At 69.0% G+C, this 13,705-nt stretch carries 13 protein-coding genes; 3 read left to right on the top strand and 10 right to left on the bottom strand.

Annotated elements, in window-relative coordinates; genetic code table 11:
• The first annotated feature begins 5 nt into the window (after positions 1–5).
• Positions 6–1,268, top strand: a complete 1,263-nt coding sequence (locus tag ABH940_RS01765; RefSeq protein WP_370071176.1) for an HTTM domain-containing protein — start codon at positions 6–8, stop codon at positions 1,266–1,268.
• Between the two features lie 48 nt (positions 1,269–1,316).
• Positions 1,317–1,997 carry a Bro-N domain-containing protein gene (locus ABH940_RS01760; RefSeq protein ID WP_370071174.1) on the top strand — a complete coding sequence of 227 codons (681 nt, stop codon included), beginning with the start codon at positions 1,317–1,319 and terminating at the stop codon, positions 1,995–1,997.
• Between the two features lie 296 nt (positions 1,998–2,293).
• On the opposite strand, the gene ABH940_RS01755 is transcribed toward ABH940_RS01760, so the two are convergent.
• Genes ABH940_RS01755 through ABH940_RS01745 form a run of 3 tightly spaced genes read right to left on the bottom strand, consistent with a single transcriptional unit; the run spans position 2,294 to position 4,508 of the window.
• Positions 2,294–3,085, bottom strand: a complete 792-nt coding sequence (locus ABH940_RS01755; protein WP_370071172.1) for a TrmH family RNA methyltransferase — start codon at positions 3,083–3,085, stop codon at positions 2,294–2,296.
• A gap of 9 nt (positions 3,086–3,094) precedes the next feature.
• A complete protein-coding gene (locus ABH940_RS01750) occupies positions 3,095–3,997 on the bottom strand; it encodes a pyridoxamine 5'-phosphate oxidase family protein (protein ID WP_370104003.1) in 903 nt (300 codons plus the stop codon).
• A 22-nt stretch (positions 3,998–4,019) separates the two neighbouring features.
• Complete coding sequence (locus ABH940_RS01745; protein WP_370104001.1) at positions 4,020–4,508, bottom strand: VOC family protein; 489 nt, start codon at positions 4,506–4,508, stop codon at positions 4,020–4,022.
• A 124-nt stretch (positions 4,509–4,632) separates the two neighbouring features.
• Here ABH940_RS01745 and ABH940_RS01740 point away from each other — a divergent pair, with 124 nt between their 5' ends.
• The gene (locus ABH940_RS01740; protein WP_370104000.1) at positions 4,633–5,175 is read left to right on the top strand and encodes a CGNR zinc finger domain-containing protein; all 543 of its coding nucleotides are present in this window, start codon (positions 4,633–4,635) and stop codon (positions 5,173–5,175) included.
• A 53-nt stretch (positions 5,176–5,228) separates the two neighbouring features.
• Here the strand turns inward: ABH940_RS01740 and ABH940_RS01735 are convergent, their stop codons facing one another.
• The 7 genes from ABH940_RS01735 to ABH940_RS01705 all read right to left on the bottom strand — a co-directional run bounded on the left by ABH940_RS01735 (position 5,229) and on the right by ABH940_RS01705 (position 13,699).
• Complete coding sequence (locus tag ABH940_RS01735; protein WP_370071164.1) at positions 5,229–6,110, bottom strand: ABC transporter permease; 882 nt, start codon at positions 6,108–6,110, stop codon at positions 5,229–5,231.
• On the bottom strand, positions 6,110–7,033 hold the full coding sequence (locus ABH940_RS01730) for an ABC transporter permease (RefSeq protein WP_370071162.1): 924 nt from the start codon (positions 7,031–7,033) through the stop codon (positions 6,110–6,112). The genes ABH940_RS01735 and ABH940_RS01730 overlap by 1 nt, the downstream gene beginning before the upstream one ends.
• Positions 7,030–8,184, bottom strand: coding sequence for an ABC transporter ATP-binding protein (locus tag ABH940_RS01725; RefSeq protein ID WP_370071160.1), 1,155 nt, complete (start codon positions 8,182–8,184; stop codon positions 7,030–7,032). The genes ABH940_RS01730 and ABH940_RS01725 overlap by 4 nt, the downstream gene beginning before the upstream one ends.
• A 23-nt stretch (positions 8,185–8,207) precedes the next feature.
• The gene (locus tag ABH940_RS01720) at positions 8,208–9,380 is read right to left on the bottom strand and encodes a PotD/PotF family extracellular solute-binding protein (protein WP_370071158.1); all 1,173 of its coding nucleotides are present in this window, start codon (positions 9,378–9,380) and stop codon (positions 8,208–8,210) included.
• A 455-nt stretch (positions 9,381–9,835) separates the two neighbouring features.
• Positions 9,836–11,521, bottom strand: a complete 1,686-nt coding sequence (gene paaN / locus ABH940_RS01715) for a phenylacetic acid degradation protein PaaN (RefSeq protein ID WP_370071156.1) — start codon at positions 11,519–11,521, stop codon at positions 9,836–9,838.
• Between the two features lie 328 nt (positions 11,522–11,849).
• Complete coding sequence (locus tag ABH940_RS01710) at positions 11,850–12,251, bottom strand: MarR family winged helix-turn-helix transcriptional regulator (protein ID WP_370071154.1); 402 nt, start codon at positions 12,249–12,251, stop codon at positions 11,850–11,852.
• The gene (locus tag ABH940_RS01705; protein ID WP_370071151.1) at positions 12,248–13,699 is read right to left on the bottom strand and encodes an MFS transporter; all 1,452 of its coding nucleotides are present in this window, start codon (positions 13,697–13,699) and stop codon (positions 12,248–12,250) included. The genes ABH940_RS01710 and ABH940_RS01705 overlap by 4 nt, the downstream gene beginning before the upstream one ends.
• Positions 13,700–13,705: the final 6 nt, after the last annotated feature.

The following is a 13,705-nucleotide window of genomic DNA, read 5'->3' as shown; positions in this document are numbered from 1 at the left end:
AGCCGATGAGTCAGCCGGTGAGCGGCAACGCGCCGTCCTCCGGACCGAGCTGGGACTCCGTCGTCTCGGCCGCGGTGCTCAGGGCCTGGGTGGCGTTCACCCGGCACACCATCGCTCCGTACCAGGCGGCGATCGTCCGCATCGGCATCTCCCTCTGCTTCGGCGGCTTCCTGCTCCGCGAGTGGCCGAACCGCCGGGTCCTCTACGGCGATCTCGCACCGTGGAGCGCGGACCTGGCCCGGCAGATGCTGGCGTCCAACCACGCCTTCACCGTCCTGGCCTGGTCGGACGACCGCTGGTGGTTCGAGGCCGTCTACGCGGCGGCGATCGTGGTCAGCGCGCTGCTGCTGGTGGGCTGGCGGACGCGGACCATGTCGATCCTCTTCATGGTGCTGGTGCTCTCGATCCAGAACCGCAGCGTCCTGGTCGGCGACGGCGGCGACAACGTCGTCCACCTGATGGCGATCTACCTGGCCTTCACCCGCTGCGGCGCCGTCTGGTCCCTCGACGCGCGGGCCGCCCGCCTCGGCCGACGCGTGGAGCGGGACGGGACCGGGCTCGCGCTGTGGGTGGTGCTGGGCGCGGCGCTGGCGTACTGCCAGCTGTCCGGCTTCGCCAAGCTGGGGATGCTCGACATGGGTGTCTACGACTGGGGCACGGTCTTCTGGCTGTTCTGGCTCTTCATCGGCGCACGCGAATGGCTGAAGCGCCGTCAGCCGGACAGCGAGGGCGCGGACCTGCTGGACGCGTTGACGACCATGGTGCACAACTCGGCGATGCTGGTCATCGCGGTCGAGGTCTGTTTCATCTACGCCACAGCCGGCTGGTACAAGATCCAGGGCTCCCTCTGGGAGGGCGGCACGGCGCTCTACTTCCCGCTCCACCTGGCCTACTTCGACCCCTGGCCGGGGCTCGCGTCGCTGCTGGGCGGCAACAGCATCCTGGTCTGCCTGATCACCTACGGCACGGTCATCGTGCAGGTCTCCTTCCCGTTCCTGGTCTTCAACCGCCGGATCAAGAACGTGCTGCTGGTCCTGATGATGGTCGAACACGCCGCGATCGCGGTGACCCTGGGCCTCCCGTTCTTCTCGCTGGCGATGATCGCCGCCGACGCCGTCTTCCTGCCCACGGGCTTCCTCACCCGCGTCGGCGCGGGGGTGGCTAAAGGGGTGGCGCGAGCCGTTGACTCGCCAGTCTTGCGCCAATCGATCAAGCGCCCCCGGCGTGCAACCGAAAGCGAGCAGGAGACCGTGTCACTGATCCGATAAGCGGGGTTGTGCAGGGCGCACTGTCACCCACACGAGAGAGCGCGCGCCATGCACACGCGAACGATGAACGCGGAGTTCCCGGACACCGGGCAACTGGTCCGCGTCGTGACGATCGACGGCGAACCGTGGTTCGCCACGGCCGACGTCTGCCGGATCCTCGGCACCACCAGCCCGTCCCGGACCAACCGAATGCTCCGCCCCGGGGACCACCGGGTGGTGAACCTCCGGGCGATCCCCCACCTCGACGTCGTCAGCGAGGGCGGCCTCTACCGGCTGATCATGCGCTGCGACAACCCCACCGCCCGCCCCTTCCAGGACTGGATCACCGGCGAACTCCTCCCCGCCGTCCGGCGCGGCGACACCGACCTCGACGAAGCACCGGTGGGCCGGATCGAGCTGCACGGCCACGCCTTCGAGCTCTACGCCGACGGCTCGCTGCACTGCCAGCACGGCCCGATGGATCCCGTGCTCCCCACACCCGACGAGGACGACGGCCCGCCGTACGGTCCCGGCTTCCGCTGCGCCGAGGTGGAGCGCGTCGGAATCCTGGGCGGCCGACTCCTCCGCCCGTGCCCGACCGTCCGGCTCATCGACCTGGCCCGTCAGTTCCTCAACCCGCCGCAGCCCGCGACCGCGCTGTCCCGACGCCCGCTCCTTGTCATCTCGGGCGAGCCGCGCGAGGTGGTCGAAGTCCTCAACGGTGTCTGCCCGAACGGTCACGCGTCATGACGGCACGCATGATGAACGCGGAGTTCCCCGTCCTGCACAGGTCCGAGACGCGCCGGGTCAACACCCGGACGATTAACCTCACCTCAGGTCAGGTTGATCGCGTTTCCGCTGGTGGGAATGGATACCAACGCGGCAATCCCGTGCTCAACGTCGTCAGCGCTCGGCGCGCAGCGCGAGCGCATGGCCGAGACCTTCGCCAAGGCGATGGACCTGGACGATCCGGCCGTCTCCGCCCAAGCCCGCCCACCCGCCTCTGGTGACGCTCGCGGGTCCGCCGGACTATGTCGCGGAGGTGCTCAAGCTGATGGGGGTTCCGGCGTCGTCGTAGTGTCCACAGCCCGTGGATAACTGCCCCCCTGCCAGTGGAAGAGCGCCATCCCCACGCTCGTGGCGAGGTTGAAGCTGGACACCAGGGGACGCATGGGGATGGCCACAGTTCGGGTGGCCATCCCCTTCACATCATCCGTCACGCCGTGGCGTTCCGAACCGAAAACGAGCAGAGAGTCGTCGGGAAATTCCACCGTGTGGATGTTCTCGCCCTCCGGGTCGAGGGCGAAGACGGGACCAACGGGCAAGTCCTGCAAGGATGTTCGGGAGACCGAGGTGGCGAAGTGGAGGCCCGCCGCGCCGCGGACGACGGTGGGGTGCCAGGGGTCGACGTCGCCGGTGGTCAGGACCCCTGCCGCGCCGAAGCCGGCGGCCAGGCGGACGACCGCACCGATGTTGCCGAGGTTGCGCGGGTTCTCCAGAACGATGTACGGAGCGGGGAACCGCCGACTGTCACCACTGTCCACAGGCTGTGGACGAAGAGCCAGCGCCGCCACGCCCGTGGGATGCGGACGCGGGACCAGCCGCCGCAGCACCTCGGCCGACACGGCCTCGACGTGGGCCCGCTCGTCCACCGCTCCCAGATCCGGCGCGAGCTCCTCCGCCAGGCGGTGCAGTTCGGCCGGATCCGTGGTCACCACCAGCGGCACCGTCGCGCCGAAGCGGAGCGCGTGCTTGAGCGCGTGGAAGCCGTCCAGCAGCACCGTGTCCGGGGAGGACCGCAGCGCGGACCAGCGGTCGTCGAGGTCGTTCGTCGTCACCGGCTCAGCCTAGGACCCCGTGCGACGGAGCGGCGGGTTGGCGGGCGAGAACTCCGGCTCGCTCCAGCGCATCGGCAGCGCGCCCGGGAGTTCGACCGCCTCCGTCAGCGTGAAGGTCACCGCGTGCTCCTGCCAGTCCGTCCGGGCCTCACCCGTGAGCAGGAGCAGGTCACCGGATTCCCAGTCCGGAAGGACGAGACCCGTACGCGGGTTCACCTCGATGTTGCCCAGCGTCATATAGGCACCGTTGCCCGGGTATTCGCGCCACCGCAGCGTCGTCGGCGAGAGCGTCTCGACGAAACCAGGGAATCCGCCACGGTGTGAGGCGTCGGCGCGGCCGTCCGAGGCTGCCGTGGCGACGAAGAAGGTGTCCGCCGTACCGACGTGGAGCCGCTGCGCCGTCGTCAGCTCGGCGGACCGACGTGCCGGGGCCGGCTGGCTGGTCGGGGAGGCCGGGACCGGGCGCCGCTTCTGGATGTACTTCGGACAGTTGGAGAAGACCTGCTCCGCCCGCAGCACCCAGCCGTCCGATGTCCGGCCGTCCAGCAGACCGTTGACGCGCATCCGCCGCCGGGTGGCGGGCTCCAGCGCGATCGTGCCGACCTGCGTCGGGCCCGCGGAGCCGTCCAGCACCGCGAGCAGCGGGTCCTCGGGATGCGGGCCAGCCGCCACGGTCACCGTGCGCTCGTCCGGCACGGCCAGGAAGCCCGGCTCGCCCGCGAGGACCGTCGCCCACATCCGCCCGGACCGATCTTCCGCGCCCACCACGAACAACTGACGCTGCGCCAGGAACTCGGCCGCGACCGGCGGGATGGTGTCGCGGATGCTGCGCCCCAGATGCTCGGCCCGCTCCGTCTCCCCGCTGAGCGCCTGCGCGGTCCGCTCGCCCGGGTGGTAGCCGTTGGCAGCCATTGCGTTGATCCCTCCCCCCGCTCTAGAAGAAACCGCAGGTCGGAGCGTCCGCGAAGGGCGCCGTGCCCTGGCCCGTGAGCCCGCTGGCGGTGAAGATCTCCAGTCGCGTGCCGTCCGGATCGGCGAAGAAGATCCCGCCCGAGTCGCGGCCTTCGCCGTGCAGGGCCAGGCCGTCGTAGTGGAAGGTCGCGCCGCGCTCCTTGAGCGACCACTCCGCCGCGCGGACCTCGTCCACCGTGTCGACCTGGAACGAGAGGTGGTGCAGCCCGGCCCGGTCCCGCTCGTGCGGGCCTGCGGCCTGCTGCCACAGGGTGAGCACCAGCGCTCCGTCCTTGCCGAGCTGGGCGGCCCGCCGCTCCGGCGGGGCGTCGGGGCCGGAGCGGCCGAGCAGCTCCAGACCGAGGACGTCGCGGTAGAAGGCGACCGAGCGGTCGAGGTCGGTGACGTTGATGCCGACGTGTCCGGTGCGAAGCGAGGTGAGCGGGGTGAGCGAGGAGGCAGTGGTCGTCATGGCGGACTCCTGTCGGGAAGGCGGGTCGCGGCGTCGTGCTTTCTAACCGTTAACACTGACCATAGGAGTTAGAACCAGCACAGCGCAACCACTACAAGGCAACTGAACGGTTAGACTCGACGGCATGGACGCCCTCGTCGATCCCCGGCCGCTGCGCGGCGAGCCGATCTCGCTGGACCTGCTGAACACCCGCTGGCACGGTGACCAGCTCTTTCACGACGCCGACGGCCTCGCGATCTGGCTCGCGTCCAACGGCCTGACCGACCGCGCGCCCGACTCCGAGGCGACCCTCGCCGCGCTGCTCCAGACCCGGGACGCGCTGCTCGTCCTCCGCGTGGACCCGGGCGACAGCGCCGCGCTCAACGCCGTGCTCGCACACGGCCGGATCCGCCGCGTCCTCGGGCCTGACGGTCTGCCGCACGACGAGCCGGACGTCGCAGACCCGGCCTGGCTGCCCGCCTGGCTCGCCGCCGACGACTACCTGCGGCTGCTCGCCCGCGACCCGGACCGGATCCGCGAGTGCATGCACGAGAGCTGCATCCTGTGCTTCTTCGACATCTCGCAGAACGGCCGCCGCCGCTGGTGCGACATGGCCCGCTGCGGCAACCGGGCCAAGGCCGCCCGCCACTACGCCCAGCAGACCGCGCAGGCGCAGCAGAAAGGCTGAGTCCCGCCCGGAAGAACCGGACGGGACTCAGCCTCGGGGGTCGAACAGTCAGCTCACTTGGCGCGGTTCGACGTCCGCATCCGGTTGAGGATCTGCGACAGGGCGATGATGGTCATCGTGCCGAGCAGCATCAGCGAACCGATGACGTCGATCTGCGCCGGGTAGGCGCGCTGCACCGAACCGAAGATGTACATCGGGAAGGTCTCCGAGTTGCCCGCGGTGAAGACCGTGATGATGTAGTCGTCGATCGAGATCGCGAAGGCCAGCAGCGCGGCGGCGCCGATGCCCGGGGCGACCAGGGGCAGGGTGACCTTCATGAAGGTCTGCGTCGGCGTCGCGTAGAGGTCCTGCGCCGCTCGCTCCAGCGTCGGGTCCATGCCCGCCAGCCGGGACTTGACCGTCACCACCACGTACGAGATGCAGAACATCACGTGGGCGATGGTGATCGTCCAGAAGCCCATCCCACCGGGGCCGATGGTGTTGAAGAAGAGTGCCGCCAGGGTCGCACCCATGACCACCTCGGGGGCGGCCATCGGCAGGAAGAGCAGCGCGTTGATGCCGGACCGCATCTTGAAGCGGTAGCGGACCATCGCGAAGGCGATCATCGTGCCCAGGAGGGTCGCGATGACAGTCGCCAGCAGGCCGATCTTGAGTGACAGCCCGAGGCTGTCGCACATCGTGCTGTTGCTGCACATGTTGGTCCAAGCCCCGGTGGAGAACTTGTTCCAGGTGTAGTTGAACTTCCCCACCGGCTGGTTGAACGACATCCACAGGATGACGGCGTTCGGCAGCAGCATGAAGACGAAGACCAGCAGCGTGACCACCAGCAGCACGTGCTGCTTGGCCCACGCCCACGGGCTCTTGCGCCGCACCTTCAGGTCGCCGGCGCCCGCACCGGTGCTCGCACCCGTGGGGCTCAGAGTCTGAGTAGCCATCAGAGCAGGTCCTCCGTCCCGGCCTTGTAGATGTAGCTCATGACAATGATCAGCGTGCCGACCATCATCACCACCGACATCGCGGAGCCGACCGGGTAGCCGTTGGTCTGGCGCAGGAAGAGGTCCTCGATGCGCTGACCGACCACCGTGGTGTTCGGGTTGCCCAGCAGCTGGGCGTTGATGTAGTCACCGACCGCCGGAATGAAGGTCAGCAGGGTGCCGCCGATGACGCCGGGCATCGACAGCGGCAGGGTGACCCGACGCCAGGTCTGGTAGCCGCTGCAGTACAGGTCGGCGCCGGCCTCGTGGAGGCGCGGGTCGATCTTCTCCAGCGAGGTGTAGAGCGGGAGGATGGTGAACGGCAGGAAGTTGTAGACCATGCCGCAGACCACCGCGACCGGGCTGGCCAGCACGTGGTTGCCGACGGTCCAGCCGAGCGCCGTGGTGAGCTTCAGCACGTGCAGGTCGTTCAGGACGTGCACCACGCTGCCGTTGTCCGCGAGGATCGTCTTCCATGCGATGGTGCGGATCAGGAAGCTGGTGAAGGACGGCACGATGACCAGGGCCATCAGCAGCGTCTTCCACTTGCCGCCCTTGAAGGCGATGAAGTACGCCACCGGGTAGGCCAGCGCCAGACAGGCCACCGTGGTGATGATCGAGTACAGGAACGAGTGCCAGTACTGCGTCCCGTAGTTGAGCAGCGCGTCGTGGTAGTTGGCCCAGTGCCAGGTGAGCTTGAAGCCGTCGTCGTAGTCACCGGTCTGCACCGACGCCGAGACCGAGGTCAGGATCGGGACCAGGAAGAAGACCACCAGCCACAGCAGACCGGGGATCAGCAGCACCCACGGCGTCCAGTTGCGCCTGGGCTTGCGTTCGGGCAGCTGCTCCTTCGCCGGAGCAGGCGCCTCGGTGAGGACGGTCATGCGGCGGCCTCCTCGTCCGCGTCCGCCCCGGCCTCGATGTCCTGCGTGCCGTCGAGGCCGAAGCCCTGGCTCGGGTCCCAGTAGACGACGACCTCGGCGCCAGGACGCTGGATCTCCTTGCCGGTGTTCTGCTCGAAGACCGAGAGCTCCTCGCCGGAGGCCAGCTTGACCAGGTACTGGGTGGAGACGCCGATGAAGCTGGTGTCGACGACGGTGCCGCCGGTGATCGAGTTGAATCCGGCCGGGACCTCGTCCACGCCCTTGGCGACCTGGACCTTCTCCGGGCGGACGCCCAGGATGACCCTGCCCGTGGTGCTGCGGCAACGCTTGGCGTCGAGCTTGAGCGACTGGCCGTTGGCGGAGACGGTCACCACGCCGTCCGTCTCGTCCTCGACCACGGCCGGGATCAGGTTGGACTGGCCCAGGAAGTTGGCGACGAAGGTGGTCTGCGGGTTCTCGTAGAGCTCGGCGGGGGAGCCGAGTTGCTCGATCCGGCCGTGGTTCATCACCGCGATGGTGTCGGCCATGGTCATGGCCTCCTCCTGGTCGTGGGTGACGTGCACGAAGGTCAGGCCGACCTCGGTCTGGATCCGCTTGAGCTCGATCTGCATCTGGCGGCGGAGCTTGAGGTCCAGCGCGCCCAGCGGCTCGTCCAGCAGCAGCACCTGCGGCTGGTTGATCAGCGCGCGGGCCAGCGCGATGCGCTGCTGCTGACCGCCGGAGAGCTGGGTCGGCTTGCGCTTGGCCAGGTGGCCCAGCTCGACCAGGTCCAGCATGTCGGTCACGGACTTCTTGACGTCCTTGACGCCACGGCGGCGCAGGCCGAAGGCGATGTTCTCGAAGATGTCCAGGTGCGGGAAGAGCGCGTAGTTCTGGAACACCGTGTTGACCGGGCGGCGGTACGGCTTGAGGTCCGTCACCTCCTGCTCGCCCAGGAAGATCTGACCGGCCGTCGGATCCTCAAGACCCGAGATCATGCGCAGCGTCGTCGTCTTGCCACAGCCGGAGGCGCCCAGCAGCGCGAAGAAGGAGCCCTGCGGAATGGTGAGGCTCAGGTTGTCCACGGCGGTGAAGGAGCCGTAGCGCTTGGTCAGGCCGGCCAGGCGGAGGTCCCCGCCCTGGGTCTGGCCGAGTACGTCGTGGGAACTCATCGGAACTCTTCTCTCCGTGGGCGTTACTGGCCGGTGACCTGCTGGAAGCGGGCTGTGTAGTCGTTCAACTGGGCGACGCTGAGCGACATGAAGCCGCGCGCCTTGGCCACCATCTGCGGGGTCGGCACGATCAGCGGCACCCCGGCCGCGGTCGGGTCGAGCTGCTGCAGGGCGGCGACCGCGCCGTCGACCACCGGGATGTAGTCGATGTAGTCGTCCAACTGGGCTGCGACCGTGGGCTCGAGGTAGTAGTTGAGCAGCTTCTCGGCATTGGTCTTGTGCCGGGCGAAGTTGGGGATCACGCAGTTGTCCGACCAGGAGAGCATGCCCTCCTTGGGGAGATCGACGGTGACCAGGTTGGGCTTGCCCAGCTGCGCGACGTCACCGGAGTAGGCCATGGTGACCGCGGTGTTGCCCTGCTGGAAGTCGCTCAGGTAGTCGTTGCCGGAGAACGCACGGACCTGGCCCGCGTTCTTGGCGCGGCGGATGTAGTCCAGCGCCTGGTTGAACTGGGCGTCGGTGAAGTGCTCCGAGTCGATGCCCTGGGCCAGCATCGCCAGCGAGACGGTGTCCTCCATCTCCGAGAAGAGGGACACCTTGCCCTTGAGGTCGGGGCGGGTGAAGATCTCGGCGATCGAGGTGATCGGCTGCTTCACCAGGTCGGAGTTGTACGCGATGGTCGTGTAGCCGTAGGCCCACGGGATCGAGTGCATGCGACCGGGGTCGGTCGGGTCGTGCAGGACGTTCGGCAGCAGCTTCGAGTGGTTGGGGATGTTGGCCAGGTTCAGTTCCTGGATGTAGTCGTACGCCCGGTACTTGGCCACCATGTAGTCGGAGACGACCATGATGTCGTAGCCGGTGTCGATCCCCTTGACCAACGACGGGTCGACCTTGGTGTACCAGTCGTTGTTGTCGTTGATGATCTCCAGATACTGGACGGAGATCCCGGTCTGCTTGGTGAACGCGTCCAGCGTCGGCCGGTCGTTGGAGTTCTTCGGATTGATGTCGATGTACGCCGGCCAGTTGGCGAAGACGACCGTCTTCTCCGCCTCGGAGTAGTCCTTGCCGGCCTGGCCCACATCTTTGGAGCCGGGCGGCAGGACATGGCCTTGAACGCCGCACGCGGAGAGCGCGCCCGCGCCCGCCACGGCGAGCCCGCCGGCCGTCACGCCGCGCAGCAGCGAGCGACGACTCACGGCGCGAGTCGTCGCAGCCAACCTGGTGCGGTTGACATAGCGCGAGAGCTCGGTGAAAGAGCTGGAACCCGTCATGTTGGGAGGAGTGCCTTTCTCAAAGACGCGGGGGCTGGCCGAAGTCCTTTCCAGCAACGGTCGTGCGGGCATGCGACGGAGGACGAAGCTGCTCCGTTTGTGGCGATGGGGACCGAGATTAAGGCCCGGAAGCTGCGCTTTCCATGCCCTGATGGCCATCTGGCGGCGGAATCGTTATCAACGCTCCGCATTCGCGACGTGATCCGCATCTGTGCTCACCCTGCGTGATTCCAGGCCTCTTCGGCTACCTACAGCCTGTAAAAGGCGCAACAAACTGCCTACACCCCTGTCAATGGAAAGCAGCATGGGCCGCCGGGGAAAATCTCCCCGGCGGCCCATGTCAGTGTGCGGAGCAGCTGATTCTCCGCGGCGGCTACCCGTCAGCTGGGACGGCGGACCTCCATCACGCGGAACCGCGAGGCGACGAACGCCGCGTCGCAGTAGGCCGCGTTCGCGGCCGGGTTCGCGCCCGTGCCGTGCAGGTCGGAGAAGGCCGCGGTCTGGTTCACGAAGACGCCGCCCGTCAGGTTGAGCGACAGCGAGACGCCCGCGTCCACCGCCGCCTCGACGACCTTGGCCTCGACCTCGGGCGAGGTCGTGTACGCCGCGGCGGTCATCGCGCCCTGGGTGCGGACGGTCTCGCGCAGCAGCTCCACGCCGGCGTCGGCGGAGTCCACCGCGATGGCGAAGGCCACCGGCCCGAAGCACTCGCTGGGCAGGGCGTCCTTGGCCGCGTCCAGCGTGACCAGGGCGGGGGTGCGAATCACCGCGTCCGGGAACTCCGGGCTGACCACCGCGCGCGGCGCCAGCGCCAGCTCGCCGTACTCGCCCTTCTCGGCCCGCTCGATCCGCTGCCGCACGCCCGGGTTGACGATGGCCCCGAGCAGCTGCGCGGCCTTCGCGTCGTCGCCCAGCAGCTTGCCCAGCGCGTCGGCCAGGTCGGCGACGACCTCGGCGAAGGACTTGCTGCCCTGGTCGGTCTGGATCCCGCCGCGCGGGATCAGCAGGTTCTGCGGCGTGGTGCACATCTGGCCGCTGTAGAGGGAGAGGCTGAACGCCAGGTTGCCCAGCGCGTTGGCGTAGTCGTCGGTCGACTCGATCAGGACGGTGTTGACGCCGGCCTTCTCGGTGTAGACGAGCGCCTGGCGGGCGTTCTCCTCCAGCCAGTCGCCGAAGGCGGTCGAGCCCGTGTAGTCGATGATCGCGACCTCGGGCCGGGTCGCCAGCGTCTTGGCGAGACCCTCACCGGGCTGCTCCGGCGCGAGCTGGACCAGGTCCGCGTCGAATCCGGCCTCGGCGAGCACGTCCCGGGCGATCTCCACGGTCAGCGCCAGCGGCAGCACGGCACGCGGGTGCGGCTTGACGACGACGGGGTTGCCGGTCGCCAGGGACGCGAAGAAGCCCGGGAAGCCGTTCCAGGTCGGGAAGGTGTTGCAGCCGATGAGCAGGGCGACGCCGCGCGGGCGGACGAGGAACTCCTTCTCCATCGTCAGCGGGTCGCGCTTGCCCTGCGGCTTGGTCCAGTTGGCCTTGGCCGGGATCCGGGTCTGCTCCGCGTAGGCGCAGGCGACCGCCTCAAGACCGCGGTCCTGCGCGTGCGGCCCACCGGCCTGGAAGGCCATGCCGAAGGCCTGCCCGGTGGTGTGCTGGACGGCGAAGCCGAACTCGACCGAGCGCGCGTTGATCCGCGCCAGGATCTCCAGACAGACGGCGGCGCGCAGCAGCGGGGTCGCCTGCGCCCACGCCGGCTGGGCGGCGGTGGCGGCGGCGATCAGCGCGTCGGCGCTGCGGTAGCCGTAGGCGATGTTCAGCGCCTCCCCGAACGGTGAGGTCTCGCCTCCGGCGTCGGCGTCCGGGCCGACCAGTTCGCCTCCCGCGGCGGCCAGGCGGGTGGTGCCCTTCAGCGCGGCGAAGGCGGCTCCACCGACGGCGAGGGCGTCCTCACCGTACGCCTTCGGGAACTCCGGGTAGGGCGTCCAGTAGTCCCGCTCGGCGAGGGCGCTCACCGCGCGCTCCAGGGTCTCCTGATGACGGTCGATCAGCGGGTGGTCCGTGGTTGCGGACATGGCAACGCACTCCTCGTGGGTCCGGGCGACTCTGCCAGCACCTACGGTAACCGAATGATCGGTCGGGAGGAACGGTCACTTTTGAGCGGTGGGGAGGTGGCAACCTCCAGGGGCGCGAGGCTCTGCTGATATGCGGCTCCGCCGCGCGGGCGCGACGCGTCACCAACACTCCCGCAGGTGGTTGCACTACCCAGGGGCGCGAGGAACGGCGCGAGAAACCACTGACGCGCGGGTGGCCCTGCTCGTTCGGTGCTCTACCTACGTGGGTGGCTTGTCGCGCCGTTCCCCGCGCCCCCAGCGTGCTGCAACTTCCCGCCGCGCGCGCCGCTCAGCTGGGCAACTTCCCCAGGATGCGATCCAGAGCATCGAGCTCTTCCGGCGGCAACGCCGCAAGCTCGCGCGGCGGGGTCTCGAGTATCTCCGTCGCCTGCCGCGCGGCCACCCGCCCGCTCGCGGTCAGCTCCACCACCCGGCAGCGCCGATCCGCGGGATCAGCACTGCGGGCGACCAGCCCGCGCCGCTCCAGGTCGTCGACGACCACCGTGGTGAACGGCTTGTCCGTCAGCAGTACGCCCGCCAGCGCGCTCATCCGCATCGGGCCGCCCGCCAGGGCACGCAGCGCCTTGGCCCGGCTGAAGCTCATGCCCAGCGCGTCAGCGACCCGCTGTCGCCGGTCGTCCGACTCCAGGACCAGCCGCCGCATCACCGCGTAGACCCGTTCCGCGCTCACTTCACACTCACCGTGCCCCCAACGCGCTCCGTCCTCGCCGGGGCGAAGACCCGTTCCGCCGTTCCGCGTGCCCACTTGCCCGTCGTGGCCAGGCCCAGGACCAGGACCGCGACGGCGCAGCCCAGGATGATCCACCAACCGATGTGACTGGCCTCGGCGAAGCCGGTCTTGAACGGCTGGACGACCGCCGAGGTCACCGCGGAGCCGATCACCGCGACGCCCAGCGCCGAGCCCACCTGTCGGCTCGTCGAGGCTACCGCCGCCGCAACGCCCGCCTGGGTACGCGGCATACCGGAGACCGCCGTGTTGGTGATCGGCGCGTTCAGCATCCCGAAGCCGATCCCGAAGAGCAGGTAGGACAGCAGCAGCACCCACAGCGGCGTGCTCGCGTGCAGGTCGAGCAGCAGCAGCGCGCTCGCGGCCATGGCGACGCCCGCGACGATCAGCGGCAGCCGGGGCCCGCGCGAGCCGACCACGCGACCGCTGACCGGCGCGAAGACGACCGTGGCGGCGGCCATCGGCAGCGTGCAGAGGCCCGCGACCAGCGCGCTGTAGCCGCGAACGTCCTGCAGGAACAGGGTGTTGAGGAAGAGGAAGCCGCCGAGCGCCGCGAAGCCGCAGACGGCGATGACCGTCGCGCCCGCGAACGGCGCGCTGCGGAAGAAGCGCAGCTCGATCAGCGGTTCCTCACGGTGCGTCTCGACGACCAGCAGCGCCACCAGCGCTGCCGCCGCCAGGACGAAGCAGGCGAGCGACTGTGCCGAGCCCCAGCCCGCCTTGGGGCCCTCGATGATGCCGTAGGTCAGCGAGCCCAGCAGCACGATGACGGCCAACTGCCCCCACGGGTCCACCCGGCGCGCCCGCGGCGCCTTGGACTCGGGGATGAAGACTCCGGCCAGGACCATCGCCGCCAGGCCGACCGGGATGTTGATCCAGAAGATCGACTGCCACCCCACCGTGCCGACCAGCAGACCGCCGACGACCGGGCCGAGCGCCATGCTGAAGCCGACCGTCGCGCCCCAGACGCCTATCGCGCGGGCGCGCTCCTTGGCGTCGATGAAGGTGTTGGTGATGATCGACATCGCCACCGGGTTGAGCATCGAGCCGCCGACCGCCTGCAGCATGCGCGCGGCGATCAGCCAGCTCAGGCTGGGCGCGAGGCTGCACGCCAGCGATCCCAGGGTGAACAGGACCAGCCCCGTCTGGAAGACCCGTCGCCGACCGAGCCGGTCGCCCGTGGAGCCGGCCAGCATCAACAGGCTCGCCAGCACGACCACATAGGCGTCCACGACCCACTGCAGACCGGACACGTCGGAGTTCAGGTCCCGCGCGATGGACGGCAGTGCGACGTTCACGATCGTGCTGTCGAGCCCGACGATGAACAGGCTCATGCAACAAATGGCCAGGACCAGGAGTCGTCGTCTCGACGAGAGTTCCACTGTGTCCATCCCTCG

This window comes from Streptacidiphilus sp. BW17 (assembly GCF_041262485.1).
Taxonomy (GTDB): Bacteria; Actinomycetota; Actinomycetes; order Streptomycetales; family Streptomycetaceae; genus Streptacidiphilus.
The sequence above is the reverse complement of the archived record's forward strand: the minus strand, read 5'-3'. Positions and strand labels throughout refer to the sequence as shown.